At 65.6% G+C, this 25,094-nt stretch carries 23 protein-coding genes; 9 read left to right on the forward strand and 14 right to left on the reverse strand.

Going from position 1 to position 25,094, the window contains the following annotated elements; all coding sequences use genetic code 11:
• Positions 1-3: 3 nt before the first annotated feature.
• Positions 4-714, reverse strand: coding sequence for a TetR/AcrR family transcriptional regulator (locus A3M7_RS0106640; RefSeq protein ID WP_027543223.1), 711 nt, complete (start codon positions 712-714; stop codon positions 4-6).
• 113 nt (positions 715-827) lie between these two features.
• Here A3M7_RS0106640 and A3M7_RS0106645 point away from each other — a divergent pair, with 113 nt between their 5' ends.
• From A3M7_RS0106645 to A3M7_RS0106660, 4 genes are all read left to right on the forward strand, one after another.
• Positions 828-1,805 (forward strand): tripartite tricarboxylate transporter substrate binding protein, encoded by a 978-nt coding sequence (locus A3M7_RS0106645; protein ID WP_027543224.1) that lies wholly within the window; start codon positions 828-830, stop codon positions 1,803-1,805.
• Positions 1,806-1,819: 14 nt separating this feature from the next.
• Entirely contained in the window at positions 1,820-2,623 is an 804-nt protein-coding gene (locus A3M7_RS0106650; RefSeq protein WP_027543225.1) for an ABC transporter substrate-binding protein, read from the forward strand.
• Positions 2,624-2,804: 181 nt separating this feature from the next.
• On the forward strand, positions 2,805-3,728 hold the full coding sequence (locus A3M7_RS0106655; RefSeq protein WP_027543226.1) for a PepSY domain-containing protein: 924 nt from the start codon (positions 2,805-2,807) through the stop codon (positions 3,726-3,728).
• 50 nt (positions 3,729-3,778) lie between these two features.
• Positions 3,779-5,023, forward strand: coding sequence for a DUF763 domain-containing protein (locus A3M7_RS0106660; protein WP_027543227.1), 1,245 nt, complete (start codon positions 3,779-3,781; stop codon positions 5,021-5,023).
• Here A3M7_RS0106660 and A3M7_RS43765 read toward each other — a convergent pair.
• From A3M7_RS43765 to A3M7_RS0106675, 3 genes are all read right to left on the reverse strand, one after another.
• Complete coding sequence (locus A3M7_RS43765) at positions 4,924-6,231, reverse strand: cytochrome P450 (RefSeq protein WP_049823235.1); 1,308 nt, start codon at positions 6,229-6,231, stop codon at positions 4,924-4,926. The genes A3M7_RS0106660 and A3M7_RS43765 overlap by 100 nt on opposite strands.
• Positions 6,232-6,321: 90 nt before the next feature.
• Positions 6,322-6,648 carry a hypothetical protein gene (locus tag A3M7_RS0106670; protein WP_027543228.1) on the reverse strand — a complete coding sequence of 109 codons (327 nt, stop codon included), beginning with the start codon at positions 6,646-6,648 and terminating at the stop codon, positions 6,322-6,324.
• Between the two features lie 106 nt (positions 6,649-6,754).
• Positions 6,755-7,528 carry a ferredoxin--NADP reductase gene (locus tag A3M7_RS0106675; RefSeq protein WP_027543229.1) on the reverse strand — a complete coding sequence of 258 codons (774 nt, stop codon included), beginning with the start codon at positions 7,526-7,528 and terminating at the stop codon, positions 6,755-6,757.
• 157 nt (positions 7,529-7,685) lie between these two features.
• On the opposite strand from A3M7_RS0106675, the gene A3M7_RS0106680 reads away from it, so the two are divergent.
• Both A3M7_RS0106680 and A3M7_RS0106685 read left to right on the forward strand, forming a co-directional pair.
• The gene (locus A3M7_RS0106680; protein WP_027543230.1) at positions 7,686-8,882 is read left to right on the forward strand and encodes an amidohydrolase family protein; all 1,197 of its coding nucleotides are present in this window, start codon (positions 7,686-7,688) and stop codon (positions 8,880-8,882) included.
• A 124-nt stretch (positions 8,883-9,006) separates the two neighbouring features.
• Complete coding sequence (locus tag A3M7_RS0106685) at positions 9,007-9,675, forward strand: hypothetical protein (protein WP_027543231.1); 669 nt, start codon at positions 9,007-9,009, stop codon at positions 9,673-9,675.
• 9 nt (positions 9,676-9,684) lie between these two features.
• Here the strand turns inward: A3M7_RS0106685 and A3M7_RS0106690 are convergent, their stop codons facing one another.
• Positions 9,685-10,074, reverse strand: a complete 390-nt coding sequence (locus A3M7_RS0106690; RefSeq protein WP_027543232.1) for a hypothetical protein — start codon at positions 10,072-10,074, stop codon at positions 9,685-9,687.
• Positions 10,075-10,285: 211 nt separating this feature from the next.
• Between A3M7_RS0106690 and A3M7_RS0106695 the strand changes: the two genes are divergently transcribed.
• Positions 10,286-11,047 (forward strand): CPBP family intramembrane glutamic endopeptidase, encoded by a 762-nt coding sequence (locus tag A3M7_RS0106695; RefSeq protein WP_027543233.1) that lies wholly within the window; start codon positions 10,286-10,288, stop codon positions 11,045-11,047.
• 25 nt (positions 11,048-11,072) lie between these two features.
• On the opposite strand, the gene A3M7_RS0106700 is transcribed toward A3M7_RS0106695, so the two are convergent.
• The 8 genes from A3M7_RS0106700 to A3M7_RS0106740 form a co-directional block, all read right to left on the reverse strand.
• On the reverse strand, positions 11,073-11,528 hold the full coding sequence (locus tag A3M7_RS0106700) for a MarR family winged helix-turn-helix transcriptional regulator (protein ID WP_027543234.1): 456 nt from the start codon (positions 11,526-11,528) through the stop codon (positions 11,073-11,075).
• Positions 11,529-11,553: 25 nt separating this feature from the next.
• A complete protein-coding gene (locus A3M7_RS0106705; RefSeq protein ID WP_027543235.1) occupies positions 11,554-12,258 on the reverse strand; it encodes an ABC transporter ATP-binding protein in 705 nt (234 codons plus the stop codon).
• Positions 12,255-13,046, reverse strand: a complete 792-nt coding sequence (locus tag A3M7_RS0106710; protein WP_027543236.1) for an ABC transporter ATP-binding protein — start codon at positions 13,044-13,046, stop codon at positions 12,255-12,257. Before A3M7_RS0106710 ends, A3M7_RS0106705 begins: the two co-directional genes overlap by 4 nt.
• The gene (locus tag A3M7_RS0106715) at positions 13,043-14,932 is read right to left on the reverse strand and encodes an ABC transporter permease (RefSeq protein WP_027543237.1); all 1,890 of its coding nucleotides are present in this window, start codon (positions 14,930-14,932) and stop codon (positions 13,043-13,045) included. Before A3M7_RS0106715 ends, A3M7_RS0106710 begins: the two co-directional genes overlap by 4 nt.
• A 152-nt stretch (positions 14,933-15,084) precedes the next feature.
• A complete protein-coding gene (locus tag A3M7_RS0106725) occupies positions 15,085-16,287 on the reverse strand; it encodes an ABC transporter substrate-binding protein (protein WP_027543238.1) in 1,203 nt (400 codons plus the stop codon).
• Positions 16,288-16,367: 80 nt separating this feature from the next.
• On the reverse strand, positions 16,368-16,952 hold the full coding sequence (locus tag A3M7_RS0106730; RefSeq protein WP_018320970.1) for an amino acid synthesis family protein: 585 nt from the start codon (positions 16,950-16,952) through the stop codon (positions 16,368-16,370).
• 27 nt (positions 16,953-16,979) lie between these two features.
• Positions 16,980-17,879: a UPF0280 family protein gene (locus A3M7_RS0106735; protein ID WP_027543239.1), complete on the reverse strand. Its 900-nt coding sequence runs from the start codon at positions 17,877-17,879 to the stop codon at positions 16,980-16,982.
• Positions 17,876-19,333, reverse strand: a complete 1,458-nt coding sequence (locus A3M7_RS0106740) for a hypothetical protein (RefSeq protein WP_027543240.1) — start codon at positions 19,331-19,333, stop codon at positions 17,876-17,878. Before A3M7_RS0106740 ends, A3M7_RS0106735 begins: the two co-directional genes overlap by 4 nt.
• Before the next feature lie 252 nt (positions 19,334-19,585).
• Here A3M7_RS0106740 and A3M7_RS0106745 point away from each other — a divergent pair, with 252 nt between their 5' ends.
• Together A3M7_RS0106745 and A3M7_RS0106750 are read left to right on the forward strand one after the other, a co-directional pair.
• Positions 19,586-20,068 (forward strand): (2Fe-2S)-binding protein, encoded by a 483-nt coding sequence (locus A3M7_RS0106745; RefSeq protein ID WP_027543241.1) that lies wholly within the window; start codon positions 19,586-19,588, stop codon positions 20,066-20,068.
• Positions 20,068-23,589 carry a molybdopterin cofactor-binding domain-containing protein gene (locus A3M7_RS0106750; RefSeq protein WP_027543242.1) on the forward strand — a complete coding sequence of 1,174 codons (3,522 nt, stop codon included), beginning with the start codon at positions 20,068-20,070 and terminating at the stop codon, positions 23,587-23,589. The genes A3M7_RS0106745 and A3M7_RS0106750 overlap by 1 nt, the downstream gene beginning before the upstream one ends.
• 235 nt (positions 23,590-23,824) lie before the next feature.
• Here the strand turns inward: A3M7_RS0106750 and A3M7_RS0106755 are convergent, their stop codons facing one another.
• Positions 23,825-24,793 carry a catechol 2,3-dioxygenase gene (locus A3M7_RS0106755; RefSeq protein WP_027543243.1) on the reverse strand — a complete coding sequence of 323 codons (969 nt, stop codon included), beginning with the start codon at positions 24,791-24,793 and terminating at the stop codon, positions 23,825-23,827.
• Between the last annotated feature and the right edge of the window lie 301 nt (positions 24,794-25,094).

Here is a 25,094-nt window from a genome sequence, read left to right on the forward strand (position 1 = left end):
CTTTCAGGTCTTGCTGCTGACGACCGGCCGCCGCCGTACCGGCGCGGCCTGATCGAGCGCCGGGGCCTGGAACGCGGCGACGGTGGCCTGCACCAATTGCTCGATGGCGCTGGCGGCATCGCTGCCGTCGGCCTCGCCGCGCGACAGGCGCGAGACACGGTCCGGCGTCACCAGCGAGTAATAGAGCGCGCCGAGCAGGAAGTGGCTGCGCCAGACGATATCGGTGCGCGGAATATGCGGCAGGCTCTCGTGGACCGCGTCGATGAAGGCGTGGCTGGTATCGTCAAAGGTCTGCGCGATGATCTTTCGCGCGACCTCGTTGCCTTCGGCGGACATCACGGCGCGCAGCCGCGTGAAGCGCGCCCCGCCCCCGGCGAGGTCGCTGCCCGAGGTGAAAGCCGGCACCACATAGGCGCGCACCACCGCCTCAAGCCGATCCTGGAGATCGCGCACGCGCTTGGCGGCGGCGAGCAGCTCGGAGCGACGCAGATTCATCGGCCCGCAATGGCGCCGGTAGATCTCCAGCAGCAGGCCGTCCTTGGTCTTGAAATGATAGGTCACGCTGCCGGGATTGGCCCCGGCGGCCTGTGCGATATCGCGCACCGACACGGCATTGAAGCCGTTGGTGGCGAACAGCTCCTCGGCCGCGGCGAGGATCGCCTCGCGCATGTTCGGCTTGCGGGCCGTTTCCTTGCTGGTGGGCTTGCGTACCATGTGATTTGTACTATCGTACAAAAGATCAGGTCTCGTCAACAAAAACCATGGGCAGCGTCCGGACGGCTTCGAGACCGCCATACGCGCGCAAACGCCCTCTAGGAGTGCTGGGAATGCTGGGTTTGAACAAGACAATCGGCGGTTTGATGCTGGGTGCCGGCCTGCTGCTGGGCGGCACCGCACAGGCCGCCGACAATTACCCGAGCAAGCCGGTCCATATCCTCGTGCCCTACGCGGCGGGCGGCGCCGTCGACGTGCTCGCGCGTACGCTCGGCCAGGCGCTGGCCAAGACCTGGGGCCAGCAGCCGGTGATCGACAACCGTCCGGGCGCCGGCGGCATCGTCGCCTCGCAGGCGCTGACGCAGGCCGCGCCGGACGGCTACACGCTGATCCTGGTCGCGAGCGGCCATCCGCTCAACCAGTTCATCTATCCGAGCGTGCCCTACGACACGTTCAAGGATTTCACCGCGATCACCGAAGTCGCCTCCTCGCCGCTCGCGATCGTGGTGGCGAAGGACAGCCCCTACAAGACGCTCGGCGATCTCCTGGCTGCGGCGAAGAAGGAGCCGGACAAGCTCTCCTACGGCATGTCCGGCAACGGCACGTCCGCACATCTCGCCGGCGAGCTGCTCAAACACATGTCCGGCACCAGGATCGTCGCGATCCCCTACAAGGGCGGCGCGCCGGCACTGACCGCTGTCATCGCCGGTGAGATCCCGTTCAGCATCAACCCGCTGGCGGAAGCCATCGGCCAGCTCGAGGGCGGCCCGGTGCGCGCGCTCGCGGTGACCTCCGCCGAACGCTCCAAGGCGCTGCCGGATGTTCCGACCATCGCCGAGGCCGGCGTATCAGGCTACGATGTTTCGGTCTGGTGGGGCGTTCTTGGGCCGGCCAAAATGCCGGCGGAGATCGTGTCCAAGCTCGAGACCGACCTCAAGGCCGCGCTGCAAGACCCCAGCGTGCTGTCGACGCTCGGCAAGATCGGCGCCGCTCCGGTCGGCTCCTCCGCCAAGGATTTCGACGCCTACATGCACGCCGAGGCGACCAAATGGGAGCCGGTGCTGAAAGCCGCCAACATCCGCGCGCAGTAAGGCGGGATCGTCAGATGAGGATATCTTCCTGGAGGCACGGTGCGCTCGCCGCCCTGCTCGCGTTTGCCACCGTCGGCCTCTCCGCCTCGTTCGCGAAGGCCGATGGCGAAGCAAAGCTCCTGGCGCCAAGCGGCACCTTGCGGGTCGGCATCTATCCGGGCAGCCCGACCTCGATGGTGACAGATTCGGCCGGCAAGCCGCACGGCCTCGCCTACGATCTCGGCGGCGAGCTGGCGAAACGGCTCGGCATCGGCGTGGACTATGTCAGGTTCGAGCGCGTCGCTGACATCGTCGCCGCAATTCACGACGGCCAGGTCGACTTCACCGTGACCAATGCCACGCCGGCGCGCGCGAACGAGGTCACGTTCACGCAGCCCGTGCTGGCGATCGAACTCGGCTTTCTCGTCCCCGCGAATTCACAGATCGGCAAGGTCGAGGATATCGACAAGCCGGGTGTGAAGATCGGCGTCACAAAAGGCTCGACCTCCGAGCGCACGCTGCCGACGAAGTTCAAGAACGCGACCATCGTCCCCGCCGAAAGCGTCAAGGTCGCCATCGCCATGTTCGGGCGCGGCGAGATCGACCTTTACGCCACCAACAAGCCGACGCTGTTCGAGATGTCCAACCAGATGCCGGGCGCGAAAATCCTCGACGGCAATTGGGGCTTGGAGCACATGGCGATCGCGATCCCCCGGGGGCGCGAGGACGCGCTTCCCCTGCTCAACCGCTTCGTGACGGAGGAACAGTCCAACGGCGTGCTGGACACGATCCAGCAACAGGCGGGCCTGCGGGGCGCGAGCCGGGCCAAACGCGAGTAGGCCCTACTTCGCCGCCCGCTCCGCGGTCCGCCAGATGATCTCCGTCCAGGTGCAAACGATTGGCATTCGCCAACATCGCCAACTCCGTTTGCTGCAAATCAACGCAACAACATGGACGAAGCGTCATTTGTCTTCGGGGCTGCGCTGGGCGACGAAAGCGTGAGTTCGCCGGAGACCGAGAATGAGCAAACCTCTCTTGTTGACAGTGCATCGCTGGATCACGCTGGTCTTTGCCCTGCCCCTGCTCGCGATCATCGCCACCGGACTGATCCTGTCCTTCGAGCCGCTGGTGCAAGTCAGTGGCATCAGTGGTCCGGCGATTGATTCCGGGCGCATCGTCGAGCTGGTGAAGCGATATGATCCGGAGGGCAAGGCGCGCGGGCTTTCCATCAATGCCGCGAGCCAGCGCATGACGCTGCAAGGCGCCGGTACCCCGGCGATCGATCTCGCAACAGGCGAGCCCGCCGCCGCAGGCTCCAGCCTGTCCGGTCTCCTGCTGTGGGCCCGCATCAACCATGAACGGTTGCTCGGCCAGGCGTGGCTGGTGACGAGCTCGACCGTCGCCATGGTCGCGCTGATGGTGCTCGGCCTCTTCATGGGACTGCCGCGGCTGCGCAACACGCTCTCCGGATGGCACAAGGGCACCGCGTGGTTCGCGCTGCCGCTGATCCTGCTGAGCCCGCTGACCGGCCTGTGTCTGGCGTTCGGCCTGACGTTTCAGACCGCAGTCGCTCCCGCCGGCGGTGGACGTCCAGTTGCCCTGCTAGACGCCGTTCGCATGGTCGCAGACCAGCACGACCTCACCCACGTGATCTCGATCGGCACGCGCGGCGGCCGCGTGATGGCGCGAATCTACGAGGGCGGCGAGCTGCGCGCCTATGCGATCAATTCGAGCGGCGTCGCGGCACTGCCGCGCAACTGGCCGCGCCTGATCCATGAAGGAAACTGGTCGGCCCTGATCGCCTCGCCTCTCAATGTCGTCACCTCGGTCGCGCTTCTGACGCTGCTGTCCACGGGACTTCTGATCTGGACCCGGCGGAAGCTGCGCAAGCGGCGCCCCAGATCGAACGAGCAAGGCGACCCGGCCGTTGTCGGGGCCGCTTAGCAGCATTGCCTGATGCAACCGCCGCCGAACCGCGCTAATCTTGCGCGCTCATGACCAGACGAACCGGCAGCGCCGATCTTCCTCTCCACACCGGACGGGTTCCGCCGTGGCTCGCGAGCCGCATGGCTTCACTTGGTGCGATCGTCACGCAGGCGATCGTGCATCATTACGGCCGTGATGCGTTTCTCCAGCGGCTGTCGCATCCGTTCTGGTTCCAGTCGTTCGGTGCCGTGATGGGGATGGACTGGCACTCCTCGGGGATCACCACCTCCGTGATCGGCGCGCTGAAGCGCGGGCTCGGCCCGCTCCAGGACGAGCTCGGGATCTATGTCTGCGGCGGCCGCGGCCAGCATTCGCGCAAGACGCCGGACGAGCTGTTGCAGCTCGGCGAGCGCGTCGGCTTCGACGGCGCGAAGCTCACCCGCGCCAGCCGGCTGGTGGCGAAGGTCGACAGCGCCGCGGTCCAGGACGGGTTTGACCTTTATCTGCACGGCTTCTTCGTCACCGCCGACGCCAAATGGACCGTAGTGCAGCAGGGCATGAACGGCGACAAGCGGCAGGCCCGCCGCTATCACTGGCATTCCGAGGCACTGAAGAGTTTTGTCGACGCGCCGCACAGCGCTATCGACGGGCCGCAGCAAGGCGAGATCGTCAATCTCACCGACCATCGCGCCGAGATCTCGCGCGCCGCGCAACTCGAACTCCTCGGCGATCTCGGCCCCGATCGCATCGTCGCCGAATTCGAGCGGCTCACCGGGACCGCGCCCGCGCAGGCGATGCTGCCGCACCTGATCATGCCCGCACATCACGATGTCAGGCCCAAGGACGTGTTCGCGCGGCGCCTGCACGGCACGCTCGCTGCCGCCGCCGAGCGTGGCCCGGTCGACTTCCCGGAGCTGTTGCTGACGCCGGGCGTCGGCGCCCGCACGGTGCGTTCGCTCGCGATGGTGGCCGAGGTCGTGCACGGCGCACCCTATCGCTTCAACGATCCCGCGCGCTTCTCGCTCGCTCATGGCGGGAAGGACCGGCACCCCTACCCCGTCCCGATCAAGGTCTATGACGAGACCATTCGCGTGCTGAAGGGCGCGATCCAGAACGCAAGACTTGGGCGCGAGGAAGAGATGCAGGCGCTCAAACGTCTCGACGACCAGGCGCGGCGCCTGGAGCGCACCGCGCGCGGGCCGTCGGTCGAGGCCTACATTGCCGGTGAGCGCGCGGCCTCGCCCGATCTCGACGGTCGCTCCGTGTTCGGCTGGGAGCGCGATCTCGTGGCGTCGCGAAAATCGACGGGCTGACCGTCCCCCGCAACGACAGGCAATCTCGCGATCGCACGCATCCCCGGCCGCTTGCGCCAGTGGATTTGCGCGGGGTCGACCGCGAGCTCGAGTTTCGGCCATCGCGCAAGCAGCGCCTGCAATGCGCAACTCGCCTCGATCCGCGCAAGCTGGTGGCCGAGACAGAAATGAATTCCCGTTCCGAACGACATGTGGCGGTTCGGCTTGCGCGTGAGGTCGAGCCGCTCCGGCTCGTCGTGCACCGCCGGATCCATGTTCGCAGCAGCGAGCATGACCATGACGCGGTCGCCTTTCTTCAGCCGTACGCCCGCAAGCTCGACGTCCCGCCGCAGATAGCGCGGCTTGGAAAACTGCACCGGCGAGACGAAGCGCAGGAATTCCTCGACGGCGAGCGAGATGCGGCTCCAGTCCTCCGCCAGCCAGTCGCGCAGGCCGGGATTCCTGAGCAGCTCGTAGACTGACCCGCTGATCAGATGCGTCGTGGTCTCCGAGCCTGCCGCGAGCAGCAGGAACACCATCGACACCATTTCGTCCGGCGTGATCTGGCCGCCCTCGCGCTCGACCTGGACCAGTTCGGCAATCAGGCCCTCGCCGCCCTGCACGCGCGCGATCTGCAACTGCTGTTCGAGGTAGGCGCGCATCTTGCGGAGCGCGAATAGCAGGCGGAAGAAGCTGACGACATCCGTCAGCGAGGACATCCTATTGGCCCAGGCGATGAATCTTGGGCGATCGGCCGCAGGCAGGCCCAGCAATTCGCAGATCACCGACACCGGCACGATGCGGGCGTATTGCTGGACGAGGTCGGCGGGGCTGCCATCGGCAAACAGGTCGTCCGCCAAACCGTCGGCGATGGCGCGAATGCGCGGCTCCATCGCGACGATCGCGCGGCGGCGGAATGCTTCGTCCACGATACTGCGCAGCCTCGTGTGATCCGGCTCGTCCAACGTCAGCATGTTGTTGGCGACGGTCGTGACAAGCTTCGGCATCCACCAGCGCAAGCCGGCGACGTCGCCGTCCTCCTTGCGCAGCGTGAAGGTGGTGCCGTCCTTCAGCACTTCTGCCGTGGCGTCATGCGTGGTGGTGATCCAGACATCGCCGACCAGAGGAAATCGCGTCGCAACCACGGGGCCGTGCGCGCGCAGCGCCGCGATCGCCGTGGGCGGATCGCGGAAGAAGGCCTCGCTGGTGAAATCGAGGCGCGGTGTCATGGGATCACCGGAATGATTGGTGGCGCTTCAACCAGATGGTACGCGCGGGCCGAGGCACAAGGGCCGGAACCGGTGCGCGCTGAAGAGAGCCTATCCGCGGCCCGGCGAGCGCGGCCCGGTCTTGCGCTGCTGCTGGTTGGTATAGGCGTCCCAATGGCTCCAGCTGCCGCTGCTGAGGCTTTGCAGGTCGGTGGTGAGCGGACGGCGCGTGCGCTTGTCGTGGTCGGCGATGGCACGCTCGGACTGCGCGATCTTGCGCTTGAGTTCCCCGATCGCCTTCTGAGTCTGGCCGTTCCGCTTCGACGAGGCGATCTCGCCCATCGTGAAGCGCGCGGTCTCGAGCGCCTTCAACTCGGCGCGGTTCTTCTTCAACTGAACCCGGTGCCAGGCGATGTTGCTGTCGCTGTCCGCAACCATGTGGGAACTCCGCTGATTCGTTCCCACAGTGTATCGTGCGCCGAATCGGCGCCGCAACGCCCGTGCGAGGGCGAAAATGCGGTCTTCTTGCGCAAGAATTCCGAACTTAGCGCTCGGCGAAGGCCTTTTCGACCACGAACTGGGCCGGCTCGCCGTGATTGCCCTCGATGAAGCCGCGCTCGCCCAGGAGCGTACGGGTGTCCGCAACCAGCGCCGGGCTACCGCAGATCATGACGCGGTCGTGGGCCGCTTCCAGCGCCGGCACGCCGATATCGCTGAACAGCTTGCCTGAGGTGATGAGGTCGGTGATGCGGCCGCGGTTGCGGAAGGGATCGCGGGTCACCGTCGGGTAGTAGATGAGCTGGCTCTGGATGTACTCGCCGAGCAGCTCATCCTTCGGCAGATGCTCGGTGATCATCTCGCCATAGGCGAGTTCCTTGACGTGGCGGCAGCCGTGCAGCAGCACGACCTTCTCGAACCGCTCGTAGGTCTCGGGGTCCTTGATCACGCTCAGGAACGGCGCCAGCCCCGTGCCGGTGCCGATGAGGTAGAGGTTGCGGCCCTCTTCCAGGTTGTCGATCACCAGCGTGCCGGTGGCCTTGCGGCTGACGATGATCTCGTCGCCTTCCTTCAGGTGCTGGAGCCGCGAGGTCAGCGGGCCGTCCGGCACCTTGATCGAGAAGAACTCCAGCGTATCCTCGTAATTGGCGCTGGCGACGCTGTAGGCTCGCAGCAGCGGCTTCTCGCCGACCTTGAGCCCGATCATGGTGAATTCACCGTTGCGGAAGCGGAAGGTCGGGCTGCGGGTGGTCTTGAAGGAGAACAGCGTGTCGGTCCAATGGTGGACGCTCAAAACGCTTTCCTGGTTGAAATTGCTCATCTCACCCTTCTGTGTCGCTAAGTTGCGGTTCCGAGGCGGTCAGCTATGCGTCGTTTGTACACGATCATTCGTGTACTAATGAATAATCCGGCTTGATCCCTTGGTCAAGGCTGCCCAAGATCGACAGCGTTGCAGTTAAGGACAAGGACCCCCTTCCATGGCGCATGACGCACCCCAGGCCACCGGACCCTCGAAGCTCGTGATCCGCAATATCGGCCTGATCCTGTCGGGCGCGCTGGAAAAGCCGATCCTGGACGGCGACACCATCGTCGCCGAGAACGGCAGGATCACCGCGATCGGCCGCTACAAGGATCTCGACACGGAAGGCGCGACCACCATCGTCGATGCCAACGGCACCACGGTGACCCCCGGCCTGATCGACAGCCATGTCCACCCCGTCGCCGGCGACTGGACGCCGCGCCAGAACCAGATCAACTGGATCGACAGCTCCCTCCATGGCGGCATCACCACCATGATCTCGGCAGGCGAAGTGCACATGCCCGGCCGCCCCCGCGACGTGGTGGGGCTGAAGGCGATGGCGATCTTCGCCCAGCGCGCGTTCTGGACGTTGCGTCCGGGCGGCGTGAAGGTTCATGCCGGCGCGCCGGTCATCGAATGCGAGATGGTCGAAGAGGACTTCAAGGAATTGGCCGCTGCCGGCGTCAAGCTGCTCGGCGAGGTCGGCCTCGGTGGCGTCAAGGACGGACCGACGGCGCGAAAAATGGTCGGCTGGGCGCGCAAATACGGCATCCAGAGCACGATCCACACCGGCGGCCCCTCGATCCCCGGCTCCGGCCTGATCGACAAGGATGTGGTGCTGGAGGCCGACACCGACGTGGTCGGCCACATCAATGGCGGCCACACTGCCCTTCCCGACGACCAGATCCGCTGCATCTGCGAGGGCTGCAAGCGCGGGCTCGAGATCGTTCATAACGGCAATGAGCGCTCGGCGCTCTACACGTTGCGCATCGCGCGCGAAATGGGCGACCTCCACCGCGTCATCCTGGGCACCGACGGGCCGGCCGGCTCCGGCGTGCAGCCGCTCGGCATCTTGCGCATGGTCTCGATGCTGTCCTCGATCGGTGAGCTGCCTGCCGAGATCGCGTTCTGCCTTGCCACCGGCAACACGGCGCGGATGCGGCAGCTCGATTGCGGCCTGATCGAGGTCGGCCGCGCTGCGGATTTCGTCATCATGGACAAGGCGCAGCACTCGCCGGGCAAGAACATCCTGGAGAGCGTTCAGCTCGGCGACCTGCCGGGCATCGGCATGACCATCATCGACGGCATCGTCCGCACCCAGCGCAGCCGCAACACCCCGCCGGCGGGCAAGGTGCCGGAAGTGGTGGCGAAGTGACCCAGCCGGAGCGGTCCGCCGCTCGGCGCGCCCCTCGAAAGCATTGAACACATCTCCGGCCTGTCGCGTCTAACGCAGGCAGCCCTGGCGGCGGCATTTCATTTGCTGGAGCGTCGAGGCGGACATGAGAGGTTGGTTGCGGATTGCCGCCGGCGTCGTCGGTGCGGTGGCGGGATTCATCGCCACGCTTCTGCTGCTCGAGCTCGGCGGCCTCGGCAACCGGGCGGACCTGATCACGTCGGGCCTGCTGGCACTGTTCGGCGCGATCGCCGGCCTCGTGCTGGCCACCCGGCTGGCGACACGCATGGACGGAAGCGCGGGCAGCCTCGCGCGCAACAGCCTGAAATCGCTCGCCGTCGTCGTGCTTCTCTGCGCGGCCACCGGTGTCGGCTACTACGCCTACGCCGTGACAACAGCCACGCCCTGGCTCAATCCCAACGCCGCCAACCCCCTGCTTCTGTTCGAGGTACGCCTCCCGGCCGGAACGACGGTGCCGGCATCGGCGCAAGGCATCGCCATCGAGCTGCAAACCGATCTCAACACCATGCCGGGGGAGCCAAGCGTCAGCCGCTTCCGCCGCGACGGCGACAAGCCAGTCATCGCCGGCGAGGTCGAACTCGCCTTTCGAACCTCGCACCGGCAGCTCGCGGTCAACATCGAGCGCCAGCCGAGCCGGCTCTATCCGATCGGAATGTCCGCCAAGGCACCGCACACGGCCGAGTTCGGCCCGTGGCAATCGCAGGCCGACGGCAGCGAAATCCGCTACCGGGCCAAATGGCCGGGAAAGCCGTAAGCCGCCCGATCAGCGCGGCCTGGGCAGCTCACAACGCACATAGACCTGGCGCTTGGCTTGCCCCACCGGGCCGTTGTCGATCACCAGCTTGCCGTCAGCTGCAATTGAGATCCGCGGATCGGAGCGAAACTTGTCTCCCTCGCCTTCGCAGGCGAGCCGCATCTTCCAGCCGAGCTTCCCTTCAGCGGTGATCGCACTGGCGCGGCATCGCGTCTCATACCAATAGAGGCGATTGCCGCCCTCGATGCTCATACGGTTGGGGCTGTCGTCATTGCGGCAATCCTTCTTGGTCGACGCCCAGAACCCTTCATAGGCTTGCGCCGCCCTGGCGGGAGCACACTCGCTCGCCAGCGCCGCGCCAAGACTCAAAACCACCGCAACGCAGTACGCCACTCTCATGCCGGAAAACCTCGATGGAGCCTTCATCGAGATTAGTCGCGAGGTCACCGCAGCTTGTTCAACAGCCCCATCGGCATCTCGCGCCCCTTACGCTCGCTGGAAAAGCGCTGCGCAGACCGGCGTCGGCCGACGGCAAAAAGAGTTTTGCGCGGCGATCATATCTAGCTAAGGTTGCCCGCCATCGGCATCCTATCCGAACAAGGAGCCCTTCGTGAGTGAACAGCTCGCCGACCTTCCGCTTCCAGTCCAGAGCCAGTGGTCTGTGGTCCGCAGCTGCTTCTGGCAAGTGCTGGCAGCCCTGGCAAGCTCCTTATTGGTCAGCTTCGTCGTCGGCTTCGTCGTGGCCTTCGTCGGAGCGGCGACCCGTTCCGCCTCCTTACTCCATGTGACCCAAGAGTTTGCGTACGTCCAATCGCTCGCGATTCTGTCAATGTTGATGGTGAACGCGACGTACCTGCTCTTCGCCCGCGACGAGCTCAAGGAGAGGCTCCGACAGTTTCTTCCCGATCTGATGAACGGACTCCGCCGCCCCGTATCGCTGCTGATCCTGGTTTGCGTGCCGCTGGGCCTGCTCGGCTCGGTTCATTGGGCCATCACCACAACCCAGCTGACGAGGAATTTCCTGCACGATATGTCGCCGATCTATTGGCTGGCCATTGCGGTCCTTCTCGTCATCGTGGCCCCCGTGGCGGAAGAGATTTTTTACCGCGGATACGTATGGGGCCGTCTGTCTAGTATCATGCCACCCTGGAAGGCAGGCACGATCTCCGCTGCTCTCTTCCTCGGCTCGCATGTTCCTAACGGCATCCTCGCGCCCCTGCTCGTGCTGCCGCTGACGATCGTTCTGACCGTCCTGCGACTACGGCACGTTGGAGTGGGCGTGTGCGTACTCGCACATGGCATCTACAACGGGACGATCATTCTCGGCAACCTCGTCCAGACCTACGTTGCACCGCTCCACATGCCTTCATAAGGATCGCGAAATCCGCGGCCGACATTCACCGCAGCTTGTTCAACAGCCCCATCAGCATCTCGCGCTCCTTGGCGTCGAGCGGCGCGAGCGTCTCGCGGGTGATGGCGAGCGCGTTTGGCGCCAGTTTTTCGGCAAGCTGCTGACCGGCACGCGTCAGGCTCACGAGCAGACGCCGTCCGTCCTCGGGATCCTGGCTGGTCTCGGTCAGGCCACGGGCCGTCAGGCGGTCGATCACGCCCTTGATGGTCGCGACATCCATGGCCGTCAGCCGGCCGAGCTGGTTCTGCGAGCACGGCCCGGTCTCGGCGAGCTTTGACAGCGCCGCCCATTGCGTCGGCGTCAGATTGGTGCCGATGTCGCGGGAGAAGATCGAGCTGTGGCGCTGCCAGACCTGGCGCAGGATGAAGCCGACCTGCTCGTCGAGGACGTAAGGCGGTTTTGCCGGTTTGACGCTCTTCTTCGCCGCAACGTTTCTCGCCATCCGCTCGCTGCCCTTCCCTTTGCCCTCACAACGACAGATGCGCGTCGCGGATGTCCGGACGCGCGTCGAGCTCGGCCATGGTACCGCCGAAGCAGATACGGCCGCGCTCGATGATGTAGGCGCGATCGGAGATCAACCGCGCGAAATGCAGATTCTGCTCGGAGACGACAATGCTGACGCCCTCCTTCTTCATGGTCAGGATGGCATCGACCATCTGCTCCACGATCTTCGGCGACAGGCCTTCCGACGGCTCGTCGAGCAGCACCAGCGACGGATTGCCCATCAGCGTGCGCGCGATGGTGAGCATCTGCTGCTCGCCGCCGCTCATGCGGCCGCCCGGTCGGTTCTTCATCTCGCCGAGGTTTGGAAACAGCGTGAACAGCTTGTCGCGCGTCCAGTATGGCGCATTCGAACGCTTCGGCTGCCGGCCGACTTCGAGATTCTCCTCCACCGTCAGATCGGTGAAGATTCGCCGCTCCTCCGGCACATAGCCGAGCCCCTCGCGCACGATCTCGTGCGTCGGCCGCACCGATACGTCCTTACCCTCGAACATGATGCGGCCCGAGCGCTGCGCCACGAGGCCGACGATCGAGCGGAACGTCGTCGACTTGCCGGCGCCGTTGCGCCCGAGCAGCGCAACCACCTCTCCCTGGCCGACCTCGAACCCGATGTCGAACAGGATATGCGCCGGGCCGTAATGGCTGTTGAGGTCCTGCACCGTGAGCTTCATGTCGAGGCTCCCTCGCGATGCTCGGCATCGTAAAGCAGGCCCTCGCCGAGATAGACTGCCTGCACCTGCGGATTGCTGCGCACTTCCGCCGGCGAGCCTTCCGCGATCAGCGTGCCGCGATTGAGCACGATGATGCGGTCGGCATGCTCGAACACCACGTCCATGTCATGCTCGGTGAAGAGCACGCCGATCGATTTCTCCCGGGCGATCTGCGCGGTCAGCCGCATCAGGTCGACACGCTCGCGCGGCGCCATGCCAGCAGTCGGCTCATCCATCAGCAAGAGTTTCGGCTCGTTGGCGAGCGCGACCGCGAGCTCGAGCCGCTTGAGGTCGCCATAGGCCAGCTCGCCGCAGGGCCGGTCAGCATAGCCGCCCATGCCGACGAGCTCGAGCAAGCGGCCGGCTTCGCCGCGATCGAACTTCGGCGCCGAGCCCCAGAGGTTGAACAGCTGCTTCCCGTGCGAGATCAGCGCGACCTGCACGTTCTCGCGCACCGTCATGGTCGCGAACGTCGCGGTGATCTGGAAGGTACGCCCCACCCCGAGCCGCCAGATCTCACGCGGCTTCTTGCCGGTGGTTTCTTCGCCAAGCAGGCGGACCTGGCCGGAATCCGGTTTGTTCTGGCCGTTGAGCATGTCGAAGCAGGTGCTCTTGCCGGCGCCATTCGGGCCGATCAGCGCCAGGATTTCGCCGGCCCGCAGCGAGAACGAGACGCCGCGCACGGCATGGATGCCGCCATAGGATTTGGTCAGGCCTTCGACCGCGAGAAGTGGGGGTGCAACGCTCATTCGGCGGACTCGATCGGCTTGGCAAGCAGAGGAGATCCCGGCGGCGATGTCTTCCTGCGGCGCTGCGCCAGCATTTCCAGCATGCCGACGATGCCTTTGGGGAAGACGACGACGATCAGCACGATGAAGCCGCCGAGCACGAGCTTCGACAGATCGGTCTGGCTGACCAGCCAGATATTGAGGGCCTTGTAGACGATGGCACCGATCACCGCGCCCGACACCGTCTCGACGCCGCCGAGCAGCACCATGACCAGCGCGTCGACCGAGAGCGAGATGCCGAGATTGTCCGGGAAGACGCTGCCCTTGAGATAGGCGAACAGCGCGCCGCCGATGCCGGCGGTCGTGCCCGCGATCACGAAGGCCGTCCACTGGATACGCTTGGCGTTGATGCCGATCGCTTCACTGCGCAGGAGCGAGTCGCGCGTGGCGCGGAGCGCATATCCGAACGGCGAGAACACCATGGCCCGCAGCGCGACCGTGACGAGCGCCGCGACGCCGAGCGCGAGCCAATAGAAATGCGACGGGCTCGCCGCCCATTTTTCCGGCCATACGCCCAGAATGCCATTGTCGCCGCCTGTTACGCTCACCCACTGGAACGCGATCGACCAGACGATCTGGGCGAAGGCGAGCGTCAGCATCGCGAAATAGACGCCGGAGAGTTGCACGGCGAAGAAGCCGAACACGGCGGCGCCCATGCAGCCGAGCAGCGGCCCCAGCAACAGGCAGACGATCATCGGCAGTCCGGCCATCTTGGCGAGGAAGGCGATGCCGTAGGCACCGAGTCCGAAATAGGCGGCGTGGCCGAAGGATGCGAGCCCACCGACCGACATCAGGAAGTGCAGGCTAACGGCGAAGATCACGAAGATCGCGATCTCCGAGCCGACGGTCAGCGCGTAGTTGCCGGCGAACAGCGGCAGCGTCGCGGCGATGACGAGTGTTGCCAGCGCCGCCAGCCGCTCGTTCGACGTCAGCGGACGCCACGGGTTGACGGTGAGACCCGGCGTCCTGCGCGCCGGCGCCTCCGGCTTGCCGAACAGGCCCCAGGGGCGGACGATCAGCACCACCGCCATCACCAGGAAGACGAGGATGATGGAAATCTTCGGGAAGATCAGGATGCCGAAGGCGTTGAGCTCGGAGACCAGCACCGCCGCGACGAAGGCGCCGACGATGCTGCCGAGGCCGCCGATCACCACCACGACGAAGACCTCGACGATGATGCGCAAATCCATCGCGTGATGCACGGCATCGCGCGGGATCTGGAGCGCGCCGCCGAGCGCGGCGAGGAAGACGCCGACTGCGAACACCGACGTGAACAGCCATTTCTGATTGACGCCGAGGGCTGCGACCATGTCGCGGTCCTGCGTTGCCGCGCGCACCAGCACGCCCCAGCGCGTGCGCTGGAACAGCAGCCAGAGAATGCCGAGCACGACCGGGCCGAGCACGATCAGGAACAGGTCATAGCTCGGGATGTTCTGGCCGAAGAAATCGATCGCGCCCTTGAAGCCCGGCGCGCGGCGGCCGACGAGATCGTCGGGTCCCCAGATCAGCACGACAAGGTCCTCGACCATCAAGGTCAGGCCGAAGGTCGCGAGCAACTGGAACAGTTCGGGCGCATGATAGATGCGGCGGAGCAGCACCATCTCGACAATGACGCCGATCAGCGCCACGGCCAGCGCGGCCGCGACAATACTGCCCCAGAAGCCGAATGCGCCCGAAAACCGCTCGCTGAGCGTGAAGGCGATGTAGGCGCCGATCATGTAGAAGGCGCCATGCGCGAAATTCACGATCCGCGTCACGCCAAAGATGATCGACAGGCCCGAGGCCACCAGGAACAGCGACGCTGCGCTGGCGAGTCCGGTCAGAAACTGTACGATATAAAAGGCCATCGGCGGTCCGGGTTAAGCATAAGTCTCAGTATGGGGCTTCATCCTTCGAGACGGCGCTACGCGCCTCCTCAGGATGAGGTCCGGGACCCTCATGGTGAGGAGCGCGGCAACGCCGCGCGTCTCGAACCACGAGGCCCCGGTCTCTCTTCGCATCAATCCTTCGGCCGCAGCTTCTCGACTTCGGCATCGCTGGGCAGATAGTCCGCGCCCTTCTTGTAAGAAGAGTCCACCATCACGCCCTTGCCGTCCTTCAGCGCGGTCTTGCCGACGTAAGCGCCGAGCGTCGACTGGTGGTCGATCTTGCGGAAGGTGATCTCGCCGAACGGCGACGGCATCGACAGGCCCTCCGCCGCGGCAATCAGCTTCTCCGGATCGGTGGAGCCGGCCTTCGCCAGGATCGCAGCGGCGGACTTGATGGTCTGGTAGCCGACGATCGAACCGAGACGCGGATAGTCGTTGTACTTGGCCTGATAGGCCTTCAGGAACGCATCATGCTCGGGCGTCTTGATCGAGTACCAGGGATAGCCGGTGACGATCCAGCCCTCCGGCGTCTCGTCCTTGAGCGGATCGAGATATTCCGGCTCGCCGGTCAGGAAGGAGACGACCTCGCGCCCCTTGAACAGGCCGCGGGTGTTGCCTTCACGCACGAGCTTCACGAGGTCGGCGCCGAAGGTGACGTTGAGGATCGCCTCGGGATTGGCCGCGGCAACCGCCTGCACCACCGGGCCCGCATCGATCTTGCCCTGCGGCGGCCATTGCTCGTCCACCCACTGGATGTCGGGGCGCTTCTCCGACATCAGTTTCTTGAACACGGCGACCGCCGACTGGCCGTACTCATAGTTCGGCGCGATCGTGGCCCAGCGCTTGGCCGGCAGCTTGCTGGCCGCTTCCACCAGCATCGCGGCCTGCATGTAGTTCGAGGGCCGCAGGCGGAAGGTGTACTTGTTGCCCTTCGACCAGGTCACCGCGTCCGTCAGCGGCTCGGCCGCGAGGAAGAACACCTTCTTCTGGTTGGCGAAGTCGCTGACGGCCAGACCGATATTCGACAGGAACGTCCCCGTCAGCATCGCCACGCCTTCGCTCGACACGAGCTCGTTGGCCGCGGTCTGCGCATCCGCCGGCTTGCCGCCATCGTCCTTGGAGACGACGACGAGCTTCTTGCCGTTGATGCCGCCCGCCGCGTTGATCTCTTCGACCGCGAGCTGCCAGCCCTTGCGATAGGGCTCGGTGAAGGCCGGCAGCAGCGAGTAGCTGTTGATCTCCCCGATCTTGATGTCCTGTGCCATGGCCGAATGAGCCATGCCGCCCGCCAGAAGCGCGAAGGCCGCGCCCACAAAATAGTTTCTTGCTCGCATCCCAACCTCCAGTTTTGAACTCTCTACGTCTTCAGCGCGATGTTATCGGAGAAGCTGTGCCGGCCTCCCCGGTTCAAGCTCTATCTCAGACCGTCCTCGCCCTTGACTTCCGCAACCGTCAGCCCGCCGACGCGTGGCAGCGGACGGCCGCTGTCGGTGACGGCGACCGCGACCATGATCTCGTTGGCGCGCGGCGCGTCGTTGATCTGCACTTCCATGCCGTCGAAATGGCTGCGCACGAAGGCTGCATCCTTGTGCCCCAGGGGAATGTCGAGCGTCGTGCCGGGGCCGCTGCGCTTCTTCGACGACGGGATCAGCGCCGCGCCCTTGCTCAGCACCTTGCGCACCGGCGCGCCCATCTTCGGGTGAAGAATCGCCGCCGCATGCTCGAGCTCGCCGTTCTCGCCGACGGCCGCCGCCTTGCCGTAGCTCTGCGCCTTCGCCCCGTCGATCCCGAGCGCCGCGACCGCGCGCTTCGACAGGAGCTCGCCGAGCTCCTCGCCGATCGCGATCAACGGCGAAAGATCCTCGACATATTGTCCGGCGAAGGGATTTTCGATCACGGCAATGGCCGCGGCGCGCCGGGTCGGCGGCGAGACCTGGCGGCCCATCTCCATTTGCGTCTCTTCGACGACGGTGACGATCTTGCGGATGATCGCGCTCATGATTGTTTCCCTTGGGCTCGTCCCTGTTCAGGCATGAACCGCGTTCTCCAGCACAGGCGGGCGCGATCGTTGCCGTTCAATATCTTTCGGTCCGACGACAAGCATATCACCACTGAGCTGCAACACGGCACCCTCGATCAATCCGCGATCGAACAATTGCCGTGCACATTCCGCGCCAAATTCCAGCGCGGCCGCGATCTCCGTCGGCGACAATTCACTGACGCCGCGGGTGACAAGACGCGCGCCGAGATCGCTGTCGGGCTGAAGCTCGTTCGCGGGCTGCCGGACGATGGCGGGATGCCCGGGCAGGTCGACGGCGTTGGCGATGATCGTGGCCGCCGCATCGGCTTGCGCGGCCGTTGCCGCCAGCACCGTCACGGCGTCGGCAATGCCGAGCGAAAAGCTACGGCCGTGGCGCCCGCTGGTCGCGATCCCCCGCACGGGATCATCAGCATCGACCTTCATCCTCCGCATCACGCCGTCGCGACCGGGCCGGTCCATCAGGCCGACCGAAAAATGCTCGCCTCGCGCAAGATGCAGCGCGATGTCGCCGCCATTATTGACATAGGCCTGGTCGAGCGATGCCGCGTTCAGCATTGCCCCCAGAATCTCCTCGGCCACGCTGCCGGCCACCGCGGCCATCGGCGTGATGAAGCAATCGGCGGCATAGGGCGCAACGGCGGCATACATGCGGCGGGCAACGACGCCCTTCAGTGAGCACGTTCCGGGCTCCGCCGCCTTACGCAATTCCGTCAGCTCCACGCAGAGCTCATCGAGCAGCCCGGTGAAACGGCGCGCCGCGGCGTCATAGGCCGCTCGCACCTGGCTCGCATCCCCCCTCGCCTCGACGATCAGATCAATCGGACCATCCTGCAAATGCAGCCGCCGACCATCAGACAGCCATGCGATTTGCGGGAGCCGCGTCATGCCCGGGGCCCCGGAATAGGGTTCTGCCAGGGCAACTGCCGGACATCGTCGCCGCCCTGCACCTCGGAGAGCGGCTTCACATAATCCATGTGTCCGCCGAGTGCGGCATAGTCGGACAGCTTCATCGTGAACTCGATCGGCGCGACCAGAGCGGGCGTCGGCACGTAGCCGAACGCGCCTGAAGGCATCTGCGTCACGTCGACCATGTAGGTGATGCCGCCGCCGGGCCAGACATAGACCGGTGCACCGCCGCTGGTGACGCGGGTCAGCGCGTCCTTCACCGAGCGCGTCAGCCGCACTGGATTGTCGGTGACGCCCGCGCGCAGCGAACCGCCCGCACCGGCCATGAACAGCACGGTGCACAGTGCCGGCTCGCAATTCTCCTGGATGCGCTCGACCGAGAACTTCAAATCATCAGGCATCTCGGTCTCGACCGGCTTCAGGGCCTCGTCGAGCACGTAATAGGAAGAGTGTTCACCCGTCGTGGAGACCATGAGCATGGAGAGGCCAGGCTTGGCCTCCTTGGCATCAAACGGCCCGAGAATCGCGAGCGGATCGGAGATGTTGGTGCCGCCCCAGCCAGTGCCGGGATCGGCGACCTGAAAATAGCGGCCGGGCGTCGAGCGCCGGCCCTTCATCTTGATGCCGGTGTCGGCGATGTCGAGCAGCTTGCCGGCCTGGTGCTCCGAGAGCACGCCGGTGATGTGGTCGTCGACCACGACGACCTCGTCGACCTTGCCGTGCCATTGCTTGGCGAACATGCCGATCGTCGCCGAGCCGCAGCCGACACGCATGCGCTCTTCCTTCACGCCGTTGACGATCGGCGGCTGGCCGGCCTGCACCACCACCGTGGCGCCGCCGTCGATGGTGAGCTCGACCGCCTTGCAATTGGCGAGGTCCATCAGCGTGTCGCAGGTGACGCGGCCCTCCTTCTTGGAGCCGCCGGTCAGGTGATGCACGCCGCCGAGCGACAGCATCTGCGAGCCGTATTCGCTTGTCGTGACGTGGCCGACCGCCTCGCCCTGGGCGCGAACGGTCGCGGTCTCCGGGCCGAGATAGCGGTCGGTGTCGATCTTCACCTTGATGCCGCAATAGGAGAAGATGCCCTCGGTGACGACGGTCACCATGTCGACGCCGTCCACTTCCGCGGAGACGATGAACGGTGCCGGCTTGTAGTCGGGATAGGTCGTGCCCGCGCCGATCGCAGTGACGAAGGTCGAGGGTTCGTGGACGATCTTGCCGTCCCAGTCTTCCGTGCGGCTGAACGGCACGAGCTTGCCGCCATGCGAGACGGTGCGTTCCAGGATCACATGCGGATCGACGCGAACGAGCTTGCCGTCGTGGTTGGCATAACGGTCGCAGGCGCCCGCTGCGCCCGGCTTGATGTAGCACATCACCGGACAGGCATCGCAGCGGATCTTGTCGGTGGCGGCGCTCGTCGTTTCAGTCACCATGTGCAAGCCAGCGGACACTGCGGTTATCATTCGTATACGAACGATGTTGCGCGCGGTCCCGATAGCTGTCAAGCGGCGGCGCGCGCGAAAAGATGCGCCTGCCGAATAAAACCTCATTTGCCTGCCGCCTTTGTCCACAAAGCGGGCAGTCGCGCTGCACTGCGGCATGGCCGCTTGCACGTTTGTGTACAAACGGTATCGTCGCAACGTACAATTTTTGCGACCCGATCATCGCGGGGCTTGGGAACAGGGATGACGCAGACACCGATCCGCCTCACCGTGAACGGCAGGATCCACGAGATCACTGCGGAGCGCCAGACGCCGCTGCTCTATGTGCTGCGCAACGACCTCGCGCTCAACGGCCCGAAATATGGCTGCGGTCTCGGCGAATGCGGCACCTGTACTGTCCTGATCGACGGCGCCGCCGCGCGCTCCTGCGTCATCCCGATCGGCGGCTGCGCGGGACGCGACATCGTGACGCTCGAAGGGCTCGGCACGAGCGACAAGCCTGATCCGGTGCAACAAGCCTTCATCGACGAGCAGGCCGCGCAATGCGGCTACTGCCTCAACGGCATGATCATGACCACCAAGGCGCTGCTCGCGATCAACCCGCGGCCGACCGAGCAGGAAGCGCTGGCGGCGCTGCGCTACAATCTCTGCCGCTGCGGCACGCATGTCGAAATCCTGCGCGCCGTGATGCACGCATCGGGTCAGCTCACTGAGGCCGCCGACTGATGGCCTCCCCTTCCTCGAACAAAGCCGAACGTCAAAGCGGCTCGCTCGTCGTCGTCCACACGGTGGACGAATGCACATCCGAGACCTTCGTCCGCATCACCACGGACGGCTCGGTCACCGCTTACAACGGCCATGTCGACCTCGGCACCGGCATCCGCACCGCGCTCGGCCAGATCGTCGCCGAGGAGCTCGACGTGTCCTTTGCGCGCGTCGTCGTGGTGCTTGGCGATACCGCCGTGGTGCCGAACCAGGGCGCCACGATCGCCAGTGAAACCATCCAGATCACTGCCGTGCCCTTGCGCAAGGCCGCGGCGCAGGCGCGCCAGTTCCTGATCGCGCGCGCGGCCGAGCGGCTGGAGCTGCCGGCGGCCGATCTCACAATCGAAGACGGCCTCGTGCGCGGGCACGACAACCGCAGCGTCAGCTATGGCGAGCTGATCGGCGGCGAGGCGATCCGGCTCGAGCTTGCTGACGACGTCGCCGTCAAACCTGTCGGCGAATACGCCATCGTCGGCCAGTCGATGCCGCGGGTGGATCTGCCGGCGAAGGCCACGGGCGAATTGACCTTCGTGCACGACATCCGCCTGCCCGGCATGCTGCACGGCCGCGTGGTGCGTCCACCCTATGCCGGCGTCGACGCCGGCCCGTTCGTCGGCACCAGCCTCATCGCAGTCGACGAATCCTCGGTGCGCGACGTTCCCGGCATCATGGCCGTCGTGCGCATCGGCGATTTCGTCGGGATCGTCGCCGAGCGCGAGGAGAATGCGATTCGCGCCGCGGAGCAGCTCAAGGTGAGCTGGAAGCCGACGCCCGATCTCACCGATCTCGCCGATGTCGAGACCGCACTGCGCGCCAATCCGTCGACACCGCGGACGTTGATCGACAAGGGCGACGTCGATGCGGCGATATCAGGTGCCGCCAAGCCGATGCAGCGCACCTATGTGTGGCCGTACCAGATGCATGCGTCGATCGGCCCGTCCTGCGCGGTCGCCGACTACCAGAACGGCAACATCCGCGTCTGGTCGGGCACGCAGAATCCGCATCTGCTGCGCGGCGATCTGGCGCTGCTGATCGAGCGTCCCGAGAGCGAGATCGAAGTCATCCGGCTGGAGGCCGCCGGCTGCTACGGCCGCAACTGCGCCGACGACGTCAGCGCGGATGCACTGCTGCTGTCGCGCGCGGTCGGCCGCCCCGTGCGCGTGCAGCTGACGCGCGAGCAGGAGCACGCCTGGGAGCCCAAAGGCACCGCGCAGCTCGTCGACGTCAATGGCGGCCTCAACGCCGACGGCGGCGTCGCGGCCTATGACCTCGCCACGCGCTATCCCTCGAACGCCGCGCCGACGCTGGCGCTGCTGTTGACGGGTCGCGTGTCGCCCGATCCGGCCGTGCTCCAGATGGGCGACCGCACCGCGATCCCGCCTTACGACTACGACCACATGCGCGTCGTCGCCCATGACATGGCACCGATCGTGCGCGCGTCCTGGCTTCGCGGCGTCTCGGCGCTGCCGAACACGTTTGCGCATGAGTCCTATATCGACGAGGCCGCAACGGAAGCCGGCGTCGATCCGATCGAATACCGGCTGCGCTATCTGAAAGACCAGCGCGCCGTCGATCTCGTCAATGCGGTCGCCGAGCGCGCGGGCTGGACGCCGCGGCCGGTCCGCGAAGAGAAAGACGGCGAGGTCGTGCACGGGCGCGGCTTTGCCTATGCGCTCTACGTCCACAGCAAGTTCCCCGGCTATGGCGCGGCGTGGTCGGCCTGGGTCGCCGACGTCGCCGTGAACAAGGCCACCGGCGACGTCAGCGTGACGCGCGTCGTCGCCGGGCAGGACTCCGGCCTGATGATCAATCCGGACGGCGTGCGCCACCAGATCCATGGCAACGTCATCCAGTCCACCAGCCGCGCGCTGATGGAGGAGGTCTCGTTCGAGCGCGGCGCGGTGGCGGCGCGCGAATGGGGCGCCTATCCGATCATCCCCTTCCCCGACGTGCCCAAGATCGACGTCTTGATGTTGCCGCGGCCAGACCAACCGCCCCTCGGCGTCGGCGAATCCGCTTCGGTGCCGAGCGCGGCGGCGATCGCCAATGCGATCTTCGATGCCACCGGTGTGCGCTTCCGCGAGCCACCGTTCACGCCCGAGCGCATTCTGAAGGGATTGCACGGTGAAACATCGCCCGTGCCGCAAGCTCTGCCCGCGCCCGCCGCGCCAAAACCATCCCGCATCTGGGAGGATCCGTTCGCCAAACGCGCCGGCATCTTTGCGACCATTGCCGCCGTCTGCACCGCCGCGATCGGCATTGGCGCCGCCTTCTTGCCCGGGCGCGCCATCGCGCCGATCGCGCGGCCCGATGCATCGGTCTATTCCGCGGCAACCATCGCCCGCGGCCAGCAGCTTGCCGCGCTCGGCAATTGCGCGGAGTGCCACACCACGGTCAACGGTGCGCTCAACGCCGGCGGCCGCGCGCTTCAAACGCCGTTCGGCACGATCTACGCGACTAACATCACGCCCGACGTCGAGACCGGTATCGGCGCATGGTCCTATCCTGCCTTCGAACGCGCGATGCGCGACGGACTGCATCGCGACGGGCGGCAGCTCTATCCCGCTTTCCCCTACACGCATTTTTCGAGGACCAGCGAGGCCGACCTCCAGGCGCTCTACGCCTATCTGATGGCGCAGCCCGCGGTGCGCGCGACGGCGCCCGCGAACACGCTCGCCTTCCCGTTCAACATTCGGCCGCTGCTCGCGGGATGGAATGCGCTGTTTCATCAGAAGGACTTCAAGCCCGATCCCGCCCAATCCGAGCAGTGGAATCGCGGCGCCTATCTCGTCGAGAGTCTCGGCCATTGCGGCGCCTGCCATTCGCCGCGCAACGCGCTCGGCGCCGAGCAGCGCGGGGCCTATCTCGCCGGCGGCTTTGCCGAAGGCTGGGAGGCGCCGCCACTCACGTCACTATCGCACGCACCGATCCCCTGGAGCGAGGACGAGCTCTACGCCTATTTGCGCACCGGCCAGTCGCGCTATCACGGCGTCGCCGCCGGCCCGATGGCGCCTGTTGTCAGGGATCTCACGGCCCTGCCCGACCATGACATTCGCGCGATGGCCGTCTATCTCAACTCGTTCAACGATGCTGCCACCGAGGCGCCGGATGCGCTTGCCGCAAGGCTCGAGAGCGCAACGCAAGTCACCACCGCCGCCTCGACCGGCGCGCGGCTCTATCAGGGCGCCTGCGCCGTCTGCCACGAGGTCGGCGGCCTGCCGCTGTTCGGCAGCCGGCCCTCGCTCGCGCTCAACAGCAATCTGCACAGCGCGACATCGGACAATCTCGTGCAGGTGATCCTGCACGGCATCACCGAGCCCGCATCGAGCGATCTCGGCTACATGCCCGCGTTCAGGAACAGCATGAGCGACGCGCAGGTCGAGGTGCTCGTCACCTTCCTGCGCAAGCAGTTCGCACCTGACAAGCCGGCCTGGACCGGCGTGCGCGAAACGATCGCGCGCGTGCGATCGCCTCCGCACTAAGGCGATACGAAGAAAGGCATGGCAGCAAGCTCGCCTGCGGCCATCCTTCGAGACGCCTGCCTACGGCGGGCCCTCAGGATGAGGTCGCGTTTTGCGGCGAGATATCAGACCCTCATGGTGAGGAGCCCGCCAAAGCGGGCGTCTCGAACCATGCAGGCCGAGCTAGTTCGGCACGCCCAATATCGTGTGCGATAGGGAGGGAACGGAGAAAGCGCTGCTGTCGGCCGCTCATGCTCTACGCGTGCTTCTTCGCCTCCACCGGCGGCGTGCCGTGGGTGTGGAAGGACTCGATCGTCTTCAGGCCCCAAGCCTGGCCTTTCTTGCGCTCCTCTTCCGTCCATACGATCGGCTTCCAGTCCGGTGCGAGGATGAGGCGCGCGCCGGCATTGGCGACCTCGACGCGGTTGCCGCCGGGCTCGTAGACATAGAGGAAGAAGGTCTGCTGGATCGCGTGCTTGTGCGGGCCGGTCTCGATGTGGATGCCGTTCTCCAGGAAGATGTCCGCTGCGCGCAGGATCTCCTCGCGGCTGTCGAGCGCGTAGGTGACGTGGTGGAAGCGGCCCGGCGTGCCGGAATGGTCGAGCGAATAGGCGAAGTCGTAGCTCTTGTTCGACATCGTCAGCCACATCGCGGCCTCGCGGCCGTCATTGAGCACGATCTGCTCGGTGAGCCGGCAGCCGAGATAATTCTCGAAGAACTCGCGGTTCGCCTTGATGTCGACGGCGAGGCAGTTGAGATGATCGAGGCGTCGGACATTGACGCCGCGCGCGGGAAAGCGCTGCGCCTGGTTCTTGAGCGCGGGCTTCAGCTCCGGCGGCGCCTGATACCATTCGGTCTCGTAATAGAGCTCGACGATGTGGCCATCAGGGTCGCGGCAGCGGAAGGTCGGCCCCTGCCCCATGTCGCCGTCGATCCAGCCGATGTCGAAGCCGGAGCCTTTGAGCGCGGCAACCCGGCGCTCCAGCGCCTGCTGGCTGCGCGCGCGCAGCGCCATGTGCTCCATGCCCGAGGTCTTCGACGCCGTCAGCTTGAGCGAGTAGCGCTCGTAATCGTCCCAGCCGCGCAAATAGACCGACTCGCCCTTACGGCCGCTGACCGTCATGCCCATGACGTCGACGAAGAATTTCAGGCTCTCGTCGGGCTTGGGCGTCAGCAGCTCCATATGGCCGAGATGGGCCAGATCGAGGATCGGTTCGGGCTGCATGCTTTCCTCCAGGGCGTGACTGCGATCCGCAGGAACCGGATCGTGCATTCGGGCGCGGGGCCGCAATTGGCTCATGCGCAAGGGGCGGCGCTGAGTTCATTTGTACTAATGTACAAATGATTAGGTCCCGTCAACAAATCAACCCTTGCATCCCGGACCGAATGGCGCCCTGCGCGTGAGGAGAACCACCCCCGAACGGCGGACGGACTGCCCGAATGGTAAAATCTTCCTTAATTCGATTGAGCGCCTGCCGGCCCCAAAAAGGAGCATTTTCCGGCCGTTTCCGCCCCCTGGTATGCAT

It is taken from the genome of Bradyrhizobium sp. WSM2254, assembly GCF_000472645.1.
GTDB lineage: Bacteria > Pseudomonadota > Alphaproteobacteria > Rhizobiales > Xanthobacteraceae > Bradyrhizobium > Bradyrhizobium niftali.